The sequence below is a fragment of the Agromyces sp. S2-1-8 genome, from assembly GCF_021129215.1.
GTDB classification, from domain to species: Bacteria; Actinomycetota; Actinomycetes; order Actinomycetales; family Microbacteriaceae; genus Agromyces; species Agromyces chromiiresistens.
The window spans coordinates 885833-899243 of the sequence record NZ_JAJOLP010000001.1; the positions used below are offsets into that span (position 1 = coordinate 885833).

The 13411-nt window shown below is 72.4% G+C and carries 12 protein-coding genes; 7 read left to right on the forward strand and 5 right to left on the reverse strand.

Annotated features, from left to right (window positions below):
• Positions 1–53: 53 nt before the first annotated feature.
• Positions 54–2378, reverse strand: coding sequence for an arylsulfatase (locus LR269_RS04085; RefSeq protein WP_231429483.1), 2325 nt, complete (start codon positions 2376–2378; stop codon positions 54–56).
• Positions 2379–2603: 225 nt separating this feature from the next.
• On the opposite strand from LR269_RS04085, the gene LR269_RS04090 reads away from it, so the two are divergent.
• Both LR269_RS04090 and LR269_RS04095 read left to right on the forward strand, forming a co-directional pair.
• Positions 2604–3038 (forward strand): DUF6325 family protein, encoded by a 435-nt coding sequence (locus LR269_RS04090; protein ID WP_231429486.1) that lies wholly within the window; start codon positions 2604–2606, stop codon positions 3036–3038.
• Between the two features lie 2 nt (positions 3039–3040).
• The gene (locus LR269_RS04095; protein WP_231429488.1) at positions 3041–3394 is read left to right on the forward strand and encodes an SHOCT domain-containing protein; all 354 of its coding nucleotides are present in this window, start codon (positions 3041–3043) and stop codon (positions 3392–3394) included.
• A 73-nt stretch (positions 3395–3467) separates the two neighbouring features.
• On the opposite strand, the gene LR269_RS04100 is transcribed toward LR269_RS04095, so the two are convergent.
• Positions 3468–5078, reverse strand: coding sequence for an MFS transporter (locus LR269_RS04100; protein WP_231429490.1), 1611 nt, complete (start codon positions 5076–5078; stop codon positions 3468–3470).
• 186 nt (positions 5079–5264) lie between these two features.
• On the opposite strand from LR269_RS04100, the gene LR269_RS04105 reads away from it, so the two are divergent.
• The 3 genes from LR269_RS04105 to LR269_RS04115 are packed head-to-tail and all read left to right on the forward strand — an operon-like array spanning position 5265 to position 8335.
• A complete protein-coding gene (locus LR269_RS04105; protein WP_231429492.1) occupies positions 5265–6407 on the forward strand; it encodes a type III polyketide synthase in 1143 nt (380 codons plus the stop codon).
• Positions 6408–6414: 7 nt separating this feature from the next.
• Positions 6415–7185 (forward strand): methyltransferase domain-containing protein, encoded by a 771-nt coding sequence (locus LR269_RS04110; RefSeq protein ID WP_231429493.1) that lies wholly within the window; start codon positions 6415–6417, stop codon positions 7183–7185.
• Between the two features lie 19 nt (positions 7186–7204).
• Positions 7205–8335 carry an NAD(P)/FAD-dependent oxidoreductase gene (locus LR269_RS04115; protein WP_231429495.1) on the forward strand — a complete coding sequence of 377 codons (1131 nt, stop codon included), beginning with the start codon at positions 7205–7207 and terminating at the stop codon, positions 8333–8335.
• Positions 8336–8348: 13 nt separating this feature from the next.
• On the opposite strand, the gene LR269_RS04120 is transcribed toward LR269_RS04115, so the two are convergent.
• Positions 8349–8789: a nitroreductase family deazaflavin-dependent oxidoreductase gene (locus LR269_RS04120; protein ID WP_231429497.1), complete on the reverse strand. Its 441-nt coding sequence runs from the start codon at positions 8787–8789 to the stop codon at positions 8349–8351.
• A gap of 78 nt (positions 8790–8867) precedes the next feature.
• Here LR269_RS04120 and LR269_RS04125 point away from each other — a divergent pair, with 78 nt between their 5' ends.
• On the forward strand, positions 8868–9752 hold the full coding sequence (locus LR269_RS04125) for a LysR family transcriptional regulator (RefSeq protein ID WP_231429498.1): 885 nt from the start codon (positions 8868–8870) through the stop codon (positions 9750–9752).
• 60 nt (positions 9753–9812) lie between these two features.
• On the opposite strand, the gene LR269_RS04130 is transcribed toward LR269_RS04125, so the two are convergent.
• Entirely contained in the window at positions 9813–10523 is a 711-nt protein-coding gene (locus tag LR269_RS04130; RefSeq protein ID WP_231429499.1) for a type 1 glutamine amidotransferase domain-containing protein, read from the reverse strand.
• A gap of 90 nt (positions 10524–10613) precedes the next feature.
• A complete protein-coding gene (locus tag LR269_RS18975) occupies positions 10614–12050 on the reverse strand; it encodes a CdaR family transcriptional regulator (protein WP_231429501.1) in 1437 nt (478 codons plus the stop codon).
• A 136-nt stretch (positions 12051–12186) separates the two neighbouring features.
• Here LR269_RS18975 and LR269_RS04140 point away from each other — a divergent pair, with 136 nt between their 5' ends.
• A complete protein-coding gene (locus LR269_RS04140; RefSeq protein WP_231429502.1) occupies positions 12187–13284 on the forward strand; it encodes an alcohol dehydrogenase catalytic domain-containing protein in 1098 nt (365 codons plus the stop codon).
• Positions 13285–13411: the final 127 nt, after the last annotated feature.

The following is a 13411-nucleotide window of genomic DNA, read 5'->3' on the forward strand; positions in this document are numbered from 1 at the left end:
TGCCTCGGCGAGCAGCTGCTCGCCGAGGCATCCGTGTTCGGTGATGAGGTCGGCTACTCGCGCGCGAACGCCGCGAGGGCCTCGAGCTCGAGGTCGAGGTACTGCTCCTCGCTGACGTCGATGGCGACCCCGAGCAGCGTGCCGCCCGTGAACGGGAAGGAGTCGGTGTACTGGCTGCTCACCGCGTCGCCGCTGTCGTAGCCGATGCAGAGGCCGTCGCCGCACAGCGTGAACTTGCCGACCTGCGCCCGCATCGGCCCCTCGGCGACGACCTGGTCGTCGACGTAGAGCTTGCAGGTGCCGATCGACTCGCCGTGCTCGCCGGCGCTCTCGCGGACGAACTCCATGCCGAGGGCGTGCTTGCCGGGGGTCAGCGCCTCCGACGTGAACGCCTGCTCGGGCGGGATGCCGAGGAAGTTGTACACGTAGTTGAGCTTGCCGTCCTTGATGAACAGCGAGTGGCCGCCGAAGCGCGAACCGTGCGCGAAGAGCACGCCCTGCGTTCCCGTGTCGACCTCGACGTCGGCGATGATCTTGAACGAACGGCCGCGCACGTTGACCGCGACCGACTCAGGCACGGCGCCGGTGTCGGGGTAGTAGACGTAGCGCGAGCGCGGCGGCTCGGACTGGGGCCGCTCGATCGTGAGCTGCTCGCGCGCCGACCGGTCGTCGAGCGGCAGCACGTGGTTGCGCTCGGCCTCCTCGAACCAGAGGTCGACGAGCTCCTTCAGCTTCTCGGGGTGCTCGGCGGCGAGGTCCTTCGACTCCGAGCGGTCCTCGTCGACGTGGTAGAGCTCCCAGCGGTCCTCGTCGAAGCGCCCGTGCCCGGTGAGCGGCGCGTGGATGCTCGCCGCCTTCCAACCGTCCTTCCAGATGCCGCGCGTGCCGATCATCGTGTAGTACTGCACGTGCTTCTCGGTCGGCCCGTCGGGTTCGGCGTCGAAGCTGTACTTCATCGAGACCCCGTCGAGCGGTCGCTGCTCGACCCCGCGGAACACCTCGGGGAACTCGATGCCGATGACGTCGAGGATGGTCGCGACGATGTCGGTCGAGTGGTGGTACTGGTGGCGGATCTCGCCCTTGGCCTTGATGCCGGCCGGCCAGTGGATCACCATCGGGTCGCACGTGCCGCCCGAGAACTGGGCGTAGCGCTTGAACATCTGGAAGGGCGCCGAGAACGCCGCGGCCCACCCGGTCGGGTAGTGGTTGTACGTCTCGGGCCCGCCGAGCACGTCGATCTTCGAGAGGTTCTCGGCGAGGTCGTCGGGGAACCCGTTGAAGAACTTGTTCTCGTTGACCGAACCGTCGGGCGAACCCTCGCCCGACGCGCCGTTGTCGGCGCAGTAGAAGATGAGCGTGTTCTCGAGTTGGCCGGATGCCTCGAGGTAGTCGATGATGCGGCCGGTCTGCACGTCGGTGTACTCGCTGAAGCCCGCGAACACCTCGGCCATGCGGCTGAACAGGCGCTGCTCGTCGGCGGAGAGCGACTCCCACGGCTTGACGTAGTCGGCGGGGTTCGCCTGGTCCTCGGGCAGGGGGTTGAAGGGTGTGAGCTCGGTGCCCTCCGGCAGGATGCCGCGCTCGATCATGCGCTCGAGCACCCATGTGCGATAGGCGTCGTAGCCGTCGTCGAACAGTCCCTTGTACTTGTCGATGTACTCCTGCGGCGCGTGGTGCGGCGCATGGTTGGCACCCGGGCAGAACCAGGTGAACCAGGGCTTCGAGGGGTTCGAGGCGTTCTGGTCCCGGATCATGCGGATCGTCTGGTCGGCCAGGTCCTTCGAGAGGTGGTAGCCGTCTTCGGGCGAGTAGGGCTGCTCGACGAACCGGTTGTCCTCGACGAGGTCGGGGTACCAGTTGTTCGTCTCGCCGCCGAGGAACCCGTAGAAGCGGTCGAAGCCCATCGCGAGCGGCCACTGCGCCTTGCTGCCGCCGGCCGAGATGTCCTCTTCGGGGACGTTGTGGTTCTTGCCGACCCAGAACGTCGAGTAGCCGTTCTGCTGCAGCACCTGGCCGATGGTCGCGCACTCCTCGGGGATGCGACCGGACAGGCCCGGGAAGCCGTTCGTGCCCTCCATGATCACGCCCATGCCGTTGGCGTGGTGGTTGCGCCCGGTGAGGAAGGTCGACCGCGTCGGCGAGCAGAGCGCGGTCGTGTGCCACTGCGTGTAGGTGAGCCCGTTCTTCGCGAGCCGGTCGAGCGTCGGCATGTTGATGCGGCCGCCGTATGGCGACCACGAGGCCATGCCCGTGTCGTCGTACAGGATGACCAGGATGTTGGGCGACCCCTCGGGCGCCTTCGGCAGCTCGTACGGCGACCAGTCGGCCACCGAGTCGCGGACGTCGAGCTTGATCGTCCCCTTGAATTCCTTGGACATGTGGAGTGCATCCCCTCGTCGACTGCACGGGCGGTCCGCCCTTCGGTCGACGCTACTCGGCGCGCGCACGGCAGGGAAGGACCATCGCGTTCCGTGTGGCCCGAACGGGGGCCGCCCCGTTCGCCTTGAGCGCAGCGCGCGTTGTGGCGGCTCGTGGGCGTCGGGGTTAGTCTTCGGATGTCGCCGGTGACCGCCGGCGGCGCATCTTCGAACCCAAGGGGAATCATGGCGGAGTTCGAGTACGGCCCGGTGGAGCTGTACCTGGTTGGATTCGAGGGGGACCGGCTGGACGCCGGCACGGTGGAGGCCCTCGAGGAGCTGGTCGAGGGCGGCGAGATCCGCCTGCTCGACCTCGTGATCGTCTCGCGCGAGCCCGACGGTTCGGTGCGCATCGTCGAAATCGAAGACGAAGGCGAGTCGTACGGCTTCGGCGTGCTCGAGCTCGAGCAGTCGGGCCTCGTCGGTGCGGAGGACGTCGACGACTTCGCCGAGCTCATCCCTCCGGGCACCTCGGCGGCGCTGGCCGCCTTCGAGCTCGTCTGGGCCAAGAAGCTCGCATCGCGCTTCGCCCAGGGCGGCGGCGTGGTGCTGTCGACCGAGCGCATTCCCGCGCCGGTCGTCAACGAGTTGCTCGCTCAGGCGAGCGGTGAGGAGAACTGATCATGCCTCTGCGTCGAATGGGTCGTCCCGGCCTCATCGGCATGGCCGCGCGCACGGCGGTCGTCGCGGGCACCGCGACCGCGGTCTCCGGCAACGTGGCGCGTCGTCAGAACGAGCGCGCCGAGCAGAAGTACGAGGCGCAGGCCTACGAGCAGCAGCAGGCGGCCGCGCAGCAGCAGGCCTACGCCGAGCAGGCCGCGCAACAGGCCGCCGCCCAGCAGGCGGCTGCGGCACCCGCGGCCCCGGCCGGCGGCGTCGACGTCGTCGCCGAGCTGCAGAAGCTCGCCGCCCTGCAGCAGCAGGGCATCCTCTCGGCCGACGAGTTCGCCGCCGCGAAGGCGAAGCTGCTCGCCTGAGCGCCTCGAGCGCGAACGACGCGGATGCCGCGGGCCCCTGTGGCCCGCGGCATCCGTCGCGTTCGCCGCCGATTCAGGCGGAGGTCAGCGCCGCCGTGTCGCGGCGGCCGGGCAGCCGGCGGGTCGCGGGGAGGGCGGCGAGCGCCGCCACCGCGCACGCGAGCATGCCGACCTTCACGCCCCAGAGCTGCGACGCCGCGTAGTGCTCGACGAGGTCGTCGACCTGTTCGGCCGGGTAGCCCGCCTCGAGGAGCGCCGCCTCCGCCTCCGCCGGGGTGACGTACTCGAGGCCCTGCGACACCTGGACGGTCGCCTGGTCGCGCACGGCCGACTCGAGGTCGGGATCGGCGGCGATGAGCCCGAGCACCGACGACGCGAGCGCCCCGACCATCAACGACCCGATGAGCGCGGTGCCGAGCGATGAGCCGAGGTTCTGCGCGGTGTACTGCAGGCCGCCGGCCTCGCTGCGGGCCTCCGACGGCACCGACGACTGCACGACGTTGCCGAGCTGCGACGCGAGCAGGCCTGCGCCGAGACCGACGAGCGCCATGCCGATGGCGAAGGGCGTCGTCGCGAGCACCGGCTCGATCGTCGCGATGATCACGAGGCAGGCGAGCACGATCGTGACGAGTCCCGTCCGGACGAGCGCGCGGGCGCCGAGCGCCGCGCCCAGGCGTGCGCCGATCGCGGCGGCGGCGAGCATCGCGATCGACGTCGGCAGCAGCCGGATGCCCGTCTGGAACGCGTCCATGCCCTGGGTGACCTGGAGGTAGAGCGGCACCGCGAAGAAGATGCCGAGCAGCACGAGGTTCTGCGCGAGCAGGCTCGCCAGCCCCGAGCGCAGTGCGGGGATGCGGAGGTTGCGCACGTCGAGCAGGGGCACGCGTCCGCGAGCGGCGACCCTGCGCTCCCACGCGAAGAAGCCCCAGAGCACCAGGAGCCCGGTGCCGATCACGAACGGGGTGAGTGCGAAGCCGAACGGGGTGATCGGCGACTGGAGCGGCTGGAGCCAGCCCCAGGTGCCGCTCTGGAGGACGCCGATGACCACGAGCGCGAGCCCGAGCGCCGAGAGGAGCGCGCCGACGAGGTCGAGGCGGAATCGCTCGCGAACGTGGTCGTCGGTGATCCACCGGCTCACCGCGAGCACGAACACGACGAAGACGACCTCGCCGGCGAAGACCCAGCGCCAGGAGTACTCGGTGGTGAGCCAGCCGCCGAGGAGCGGGCCGATCGCGACGCCCGCGCCCGCGACCCCGCCGATGATGCCGTATGCGCGCGCCCGGGCCGGCCCTTCGTAGCTGCCGGCGACGAGTGCGGCCAGGGCGGGCAGCACGAGGGCCGCGCCGGCGCCCTCGATGAACGACCAGCCGACGATGAGCACCTCGACGGTCGGAGCGATCGCGGTCATGAGCGAGCCGACCGCGTAGATCACGAGCCCGATGCGGAAGATCCTGAGCCGGCCGAAGAGGTCGCCGATCTTGCCGCCCGTGAGCATGAGCGCGGCCATCACGAGGGCGTAGAGCGTGATCGCGAGCTGGATCGTCGACACGGTCGTGTCGAACTCCTCGACGAGCTGGCTGATCGAGACGCTCATCACCGAGCTGTCGAGCACCATGATGAACTGTGCGATCGCGAGCGGGATCACCGCGCGCGAGGCCTGCTTCGCCGCCGGTTCCGTGTCCATCGCATCCCCGCTCCGTGCGCCGTCGAACCGACCGCTGCGATCGTGACTGCATGATACGGCGGCCGGCCGGCGCGCGGATAGACCCGTATTGCGGGGACGGGACGACGACGCGCGGCGGACGGGGCGGCGGCGCGGGATCGGGACCACCCCTTGCCGTCCGCTCCCTCGACGACCCTACGATGGGGCATGACCGTCGCACTGCGAGGACTCTCCACCGCCGTCCCGCCGACCGTGCTCGTGCAGCCCGAGGTGCGCGACGTGTTCGCCGCGCAGCCCGGGCTGAACCGGCTCGCGCAGCGCATCATCACGACGAGCTTCGACGTCTCGGGCATCGAGACACGGCACACGGTGCTGAGCGAACTCAGTCGCGACGCGCACCCCGACGAACCCGTGTTCTTCGACATCGCGTCGGGCGAGCTGCTCTTCCCCGGCACGAAGGCGCGCAACGAGCTCTACGCCGAGTACGCGACCGGCCTCTACGTCGCCGCGGGTCGCGCCGCGATCGACGCGACGCCCGGCGTGGAGGCCGCCGACGTGACCCACGTCATCACGGTGAGCTGCACGGGCTTCTACGCGCCCGGGCCCGATTTCATGATCGCGCGCGAGCTCGGCCTCGACCCGGGCGTCGAGCGCTACCACCTCGGGTTCATGGGGTGCTACGCCGCGATCCCGGCCCTCCGGCTCGCCGCCCAACTCTGCGAGGCGGATGCCTCGGCCGTCGTGCTCGTCGTCTCGGTCGAGCTCTGCACGCTGCACCTGCGATCGTCGAACGACCCCGACACGATCGTGGCGTCCTCGCTCTTCGCCGACGGCGCGGGGGCCGCCATCGTCACCGCCCGCGAACCCGAGCCCGGCGAGCGGGCATTCGCGCTCGACCGCTTCGCGACCCGCATCACCCCGACGGGTGAGGGCGACATGGCCTGGAAGATCGGCGACCACGGCTTCGAGATGGTGCTCTCGAACGCGATTCCCGGGATCATCGACGAGCACATCACGGGGGCGCTCGAACCGCTCTTCGCCCACGACGCGGCGCTCGCCGAGGCGCTCGAGACGGATGCCTCGGGGCAGGCGGTCGAGCACTGGGCCATCCACCCGGGCGGTCGCAGCATCCTCGACAAGGTCGAGGCGAGGCTCGTGCTGAGCGAGGCGCAGCTCGTGCCGGCGCGCGACACGCTGCGCGACTTCGGCAACATGTCGAGCGCGACCGTGTTGTTCGTGCTGCGCCGCATCCTCGACGGCGACGCCGCCGGCGGCGACCGGGTCGCGGCGATGGCGTTCGGTCCGGGACTCACGGTCGAGTCGGCGCTCATGACGGTGCTGCAGGCATGAGGGAGCGGTGCTGACCGTGCGGAAGGACGGCGGGCTCTGGCGGTCGCTCGGCTCGCGAGACGAGTCGGCCCGCGAGCTGATGGACGACCCCGGGTGCGACCCCGAGATGCTCGCCCGCACCTTCGAGCAGTTCCGGCTCGTGAACCGGGTGGTCTCCGGCGGCGGCTCGGTCTACCGCAACTGGATCCGGCCCCGTCTCTCACCGGTCTGGACGACCCGGCTCCTCGACGTCGGCACGGGCGCCGCCGACCTCCCGCGCCGGTGGCTCCGGCAGGCGTCGGCCGAGGGCATGCGGCTCGAGATCACCGCGATCGACCCCGACCCCCGCGCGCTCGCCGCGGCCAGGGCGGCCGCCGACGCCGACCCCGCGCCGGGGCTCGAACTGCTGGGCGTCACGACGGGCGAGCTCGCCGAGGCCGACCGTCACTTCGACCTCGTCGTGTCGAACCACATGCTGCACCACCTCGACGGGCTGGAGTTCGGCTCGCTGCTCGCCGACTCCGAGCGTCTCGCCGAGCTCGGCGGAACCGTCGTGCACGGCGACATCGAGCGCAGCCGGTTCGCGTACGCGGCCTTCGCCGCCGGCACGCTGCCGTTCGCCGCGAACCTGCTGCGCGACTCGTACATCCGCGTCGACGGGCTGGCGTCCATCCGTCGCAGCCACACCGCGGCCGAGCTCGCCGCGGCGCTGCCGCCGGGCTGGCGGGTGCGCCGCGCCGCGCCGTCCCGGCTCGAGGTGATCTGGCAGGCGGATGCGGCGGGCCGCCCGCGTCACTGATCGAGCCGGAGGCGAACGGATGGGCGAGGTCGACGTCGTGGTGGTCGGCGGCGGCGCGGTCGGCCTCATGACCGCCTGCCTCGCGGCGTCGCGCGGGCTCGACGTGGTCGTGGTCGAACGGCGCCTCGAACGCTCGACGCGGCCGAAGGCGATCGGCGTCCACGCGCCGGGTGTCCTGGCGCTCGCAGAGGTCGGCGTGGCCGCCGGACTCGAGCGGCAGGGTGCGCGCATCACCGCGGGGGAGGTCGGATGCCTCGGGCGACGGCTCGGCCGCATGCGCTTCGCCGGAGCCTCTGCGGTGCTCTCGGTGCCCCAGCACGTCGTCGAGGCGGCGCTGGAACGGCGCCTCGGCGAGCTCGCGCCCGGGGCGATGCGCCGCGGCTACGAGGTCGTGCGACTCGTGCCGGGCGCAGACGGCGTGGTCGCGCAGCTCGCCGACGGCGCGGAGATCGCGGCGCGATGGGCGGTGGTCGCCGACGGCGTGCGCAGCTCCACGAGAGCGGGCCTCGGCATCGCCTGGCGGCGCCGACCCGGCCGGGCCGTGTACGCGATGGCCGACGTGGCCGGGCCGGGCGATGAGGTGGCGCGGCTGTTCCTTGAGCCGGGAGGCGTGGTCGAGGCGTTGCCGCTGCCCGGCGGCCGCCGGTGGGTCGCCCACCTCGGACGCGCGACCGATCGCGGCGACCCGGTCGCCCCGTCGCGCTTCGCGGCGATCGTGCACGAGCGCGTGGGCGTGCGACTCGACGACCGGGCCGTCGAGCCGAGCACCTTCGAGGCGAGGCAGCACCTCGCCGGCCGGTTCGACCGCGGCCGGGTCGCACTCGCGGGCGACGCCGCGCACGAGGTGAGCCCGATCGGCGGGCAGGGCATGACGCTCGGGTTCCTCGACGCGCTCGCGCTCGGCGACGCCATCGGCGAGGCGGCCGCCGCCGAACGGCGGGGCGCCCCGATCGAGCACCCGTTCGCCGGTTACGGTCGTCGTCGTCGCCGCGCGGCCCGGCGGGCGTGCCGCCGCGCGCGCTTCAACATGGCCATGGGAGCTCCGGCACGAGGCATCCGGCTCGTCCTGCGCAACAGCGCGGTGCGGCTGCTGGGGGTGCCGCCGATGCGGGGACTGCTCGCGCAGGTGTTCACGATGCGCGGGCTGTGACCGCGCGCCGGCGTCAGAGCACGACTCGGGTGAGCACGAAGACCGGGATCAGCCGGTCGGTCTTCGTCTGGTAGTTCGCGTAGTCGGGCCAGGTCTCGTTCGCGCGCGCCCACCACTCGTCGCGCTCGGCGCCCTCGACCTCGCGCGCGACGTAGTCGTGCTTCCGATCGCCGTCCTGCAGTTCGACCTCGGGGTGCGCCTTGAGGTTCCAGTACCACTGGGGCTGCTCGGGCGAGCCGCCCTTCGAGGCGACGACCGCGTACTCCCCGGCGTGCTCGACGCGCATGAGCGCGGTCTTGCGGAGCTTGCCGCTCTTCGCGCCGCGGGTCGTGAGCACGATGATCGGCCGACCGCGCAGCGTGTTCGCTGCGGCGCCGTCCGACGCCTCGAACTTCTCGGCCTGCTTGCGGGCCCAATCGGAGGTGCTGGGTGCGTACTCGCCCTCGAGCGGCATGGAGGTCTCCTTCGTGTTCGATCTCCTCTCGACAACCGAGCCGGGGCCCGAGTTCTTCCCTGTGGCAGAATCGCCGCGATGGCGGCTCACGATCTCGAGCATCTGCGCACCTTCCTCACCGTGCTGCGGGCGGGGTCGGTGAGCGAGGGCGCCCGCCTGCTCGGCCTCTCCCAAGCCACCGCGAGCGCGCACGTGCAGGCGCTCGAGCAACGACTCGGCACCGCCCTGTTCGAGCGGACGCACGGCGGGGTCGTGCCGACGCCGCGGGCGGTGGCGCTCGGCCGCCGCATCGCCGGACACCTCGATGCGCTCGACGACGTGCTGGCGCCCGCCGTCGCCGGCGATGCGGTGACGATCGACCTCGGCGGCGCGGCCGAGTTCCTCGGCGAAGTCGTCGCGCCGAACATCGACCGGCTCGCCGACGCCTCGTCCGTGCGCGTCCGGATGCGGTTCGGACTCGCGGAACCGCTGCTCGACGAACTGCGCGCGGGTCGCCTCGACCTCGTCGTGAGCTCGGTGCGCCCGGCGCAGCGCGGCCTCAGCGCGGCCCCGCTCGTCGACGAGGAGTTCGTGCTCGTCGCGGCGCCGGCGTTCCGCCCGGCCGGACTGCTCGCCGAGGCGGCGCTCGCCGAGATCCCGGTGCTCGCGTACGGCGAGGAGTTGCCGATCGTGCGACGGTACTGGCGGTCGGTGTTCGGTCACCGGCCCGACGAGCTCCGCGTGCGCGCCGTGCTGCCCGACCTCCGGGCGATCCGAGCCGCCCTCGTCGCCGGCGCCGGGATGTCGGTGCTCCCGACCTACCTCGTCGCCCACGAGCTCGCCGAGGGCGAGCTCGTGGTGCTGCACGAGCCCGAGTTCGCCCCGCTCAACACGCTCTACGTCGTGACGCGCGCGGGAGAGCTCGAGCGGCGCGAGCCGCTGCGGTCGATCGCGGCCGCGCTCCGCGAGATCTCGGCCGGCTGAACCTCCGATGCGTTCGGGCTTCGGGCTTCGGGACGCCGGTGGGCACCGGCGCCGAGGGGTTCAGGCCGCGCGCTCGCCGAGGGCCTCGAGCAGGGCGCCGGCGACCGCCTCGCTCGACTGGGGGTTCTGCCCCGTGATCAGGTTGCCGTCGCGCACGACGTGACTCGACCAGGCGGCACCGCCTTCGACGTGCGCGCCGCGCTCGGCCAGCGCCGATGCGACGAACCACGGGGTACCCGCACCGAGCCCGCCGGTGCGTTCCTCCTCGTCGGTGAACACGGTGAGGGCCCGGCCGGCGAAGGCGAACCCGCCGTCGGCGAGCGTCGCGCTGAGCAGGGCCGCCGGACCGTGGCAGAACGGCGCGATGAGCACGCCGGCGCGGTCGGCCGCGACGAGGGCGGCGCCGACGGCGGGGTCGTGCGCGAGGTCGACCATCGGACCGTGGCCGCCCGGCAGCACGAGCGCGTCGTAGGCGGCGGCGTCGAGCTCGCCGATCGCCGCCGGTGCGGCGAGCTCCGCGGCGATCGACTCGAGGTAGCCCCGGAACTCCTCGATCTTGGCGGCGTCGCCCACGATCTCCGGCGACAGCGAACCGGGGTCGACGGGCGCCGGGGCGCCGCCGGGCGTCGCGAGCGTGACCTCGGCTCCCGCCGCGGTGAGCGCGCGGTGGGCGACGACGAGTTCCTCCGCCCAGAATCCGGTCGGGTGGGTGCTGCCGTCGGCGAGCTCGATCGCGTCGGCGGCGGTGACGATCATGAGGATGCTGGTCATGGGGTTCCTTTCGACGCCGACGAGTCTCCCTCCGAGGCATCCCCCGCCGGCATCGGAATTCCGATGGCGGGCATCGCCGGGCGCGCTGGCTCAGCGCTCGAGCGCCCGCAGGGCGAGCCACGCGGCGGCGCGATCGTCGGGGCTCGACAGCGACAGCCCCGACCGTTCCTCGATGCGGGCCAGCCTGGAGGCGAGCGTCTGCCGGTGCACGCCGAGGGTGGCGGCCGTCGTGCCGAGGGCGCCGTGCTCGGCGAGGTAGACGCGCAGGGTCTGCAGCAGCTCGCCGTGTGCGCCGTCGTCGTCGCGCAGGCCGTCGAGCAGTTCGCCGATGCGCGCCGTCCCGTCGCCGTCGAGTCGTTCGAGGACGTACGCCACGGTGGGCAGGGACCGGTACCGAACGACCGTGCGGGCATCGGCGACGGCGGCCTCGTGCGCCTGCCGTGCCTCGCCCGCGCTGCGGGCGAGGCCGTCGCCGGGAGCCGACGAGCCCAGGCCGAGGCGCAGCACGGCGCGGCCGTCGAGTGCGAACTCGTCGACGCGGCGGGCGAACGCGTCGACGTGGTCGTCGCGCAGGAATCCCAGCACGCGCTCGTGCGCCTCGGTCACGACGTGCACGGCGCCGAGTTCGTCGAGCCACCGCGTCACGAGCCGTTCGAGGTCGACGGCCTTCGAGCGGCTCGAGAGGGCGAACGCCGTCAAGCTGCGTTCGCGCACCCCCCACCGCCCGAGCAGCGCGGATGCCTCCGCACCGCCCGCGAGCAGGGTGTCGACCATGACCGCACGGCCGAGGCGTTCGGTGCCCGTGTGGTCGTGGGTGCGCAGCACGAGGTCGAGCAGGGCGGCGACCTGCGACGCGAGGTCGCGGCTCCGGCTCGTCGAGCCTTCGCGCGAGGCGATGACGAGGTGGGCGGTGAGGTCCTCGCCGGGCCCGACCGGGTGCACCTGCAGTCCTGGATGGCGCACCCGCACCGGCCGATTGAACGCGACCGCGATCGCATCCTGCACGTGCAGCCCGCCGGCGCCCGCGGTGGTGATCACTTGGCCGTGCACGTCGACGAGCACCGCCCAGCCGTCGATGCGATGCGCGAGCTCGGCGATCACGGCCTTCGCTCCGCCCCGGCGGGCGACCTGCGTGAGCACCTTCGTGCCGGTCGTCACGAGCCGGTCCTCGGCTGCCTGGTCGGTGGCCAGCAGCGCGACGAGCGTCGGGAGCAGGGCGTCGGGCGGCGTCGTCGCGCCGACGATCGCCGTCGCATCGGCGTTCGCGACGGCTGCGCGCAGCTCTGCGGTGTCGCCGGTCGTCACGAGCACGGCGGCCGCGAGCTCGGCGGCCCGGTCGTCGCCCGCACCGATTGCGGCGGCGAGCTCGCCCGGCCGGCCGACGACGAGGGTGGCGAAGGCCGGATGGCCCACGACGGCGAAGTCGGCGAGCGGCACCGCGGAGTCGACGGGCACCGACCCGTCGAGACGCCCGGCCACGAGTTCGGCACCGACGTGCGCTGCGATGGAGTCGAGTCGGCGCGCCACGACTCGATTGTACGAAATGTCGATCAGCTCACGCTCGACTCACACTTCTTCGCAATGACGTGAGTGGGGCGGCCTGCCTACCATCGCCATGCCCGGGCACGAGATCCCGCCCGGACGAGCGATCCGAAGGAGCATCATGAAAGCCATCGTCTTCCGTCAGCCGGAGACGCCGATCGAGGTCGCCGAGGTCGACCTCGCCGCCCCGAAGGCCGGCGAGGTCCGCGTGAAGATCGCCGCGGCCGGGGTCTGCCACTCCGACCTGCACGTGAAGCGAGGGGAGTGGGACGCCCCGGCACCGCTCGTCATGGGGCACGAGGGCTCGGGCGTGGTCGTCGAGCTGGGCGAGGGCGTCACCTCGCTCGCCGTCGGCGACCACGTCGTGCTCAGCTGGGTGCCGCCCTGCGGCGAGTGCCGGTACTGCCGTTCGGGCCACGAGGCCCGCTGCCAGAAGGTGGCGACGGTCGTCGCACCCAAGGGCGTGCTCTTCGACGGCACGTCGCGCCTCGAGCAGGCCGGCCAGCCGGTGCACCACTACCTCGGGGTCTCGTCGTTCGCCGAGGAGGTCGTCGTGCCGGCATCCGGTGCCGTGAAGGTGCGCGACGACGCCCCGCTCGACGTCATCGCCGTCGTCGGCTGCGCCGTCGCCACCGGCGTCGGTGCCGTGCTCAACACCGCCGCCGTCGAGCCCGGGGCGACCGTCGCCGTCATCGGCTGCGGCGGCGTCGGCCTCAATGTCGTGCAGGGCGCGAAGCTCGCGGGCGCCGAGCGCATCATCGCGATCGACGTGCTGCCCGAGAAGACGCAACTCGCCCTGCAGTTCGGCGCCACCGACCGCATCGATGCCTCGCAGGCCGACGCGGTCGAGCAGCTCTTCGAGCTCGTCCCCGACGGGGTCGACTACGCCTTCGACGCCATCGGCCGGACCGTGACCACCGAGCAGGCCATCCGCATGCTCGGTCTCGGCGGAGCGGCGGTCATCGTGGGCCTCCCGCCGACCGGTGCGAAGGCCTCGTTCGAACCGCTCGTGCTCGCCGAGGCCGACCAGCGCATCCTCGGCTCGAACTACGGTTCGGTGCGCCCCTCGATCGACATCCCCGCGCTCGTCGACCGATACATGGACGGCCAGCTGAAGCTCGACCCGCTCATCTCGGCGCGCCGCCCGCTCGCCGAGGCCGCCGAGGCGTTCGACGAGCTCGAATCCGGCGAGGCGCTGCGCACGCTGCTCATCCCGTAGCACCCGACGTCCCACCCGTTTCGACGCACCCCCACCCACCGCCCCGACTCATTGGAGAGTTGCCCATGTCAGCCCCCACCCAGACCGGCGCCCCCGCGTCGGCCCCCGTCGACGCCGGCCTCCGCCG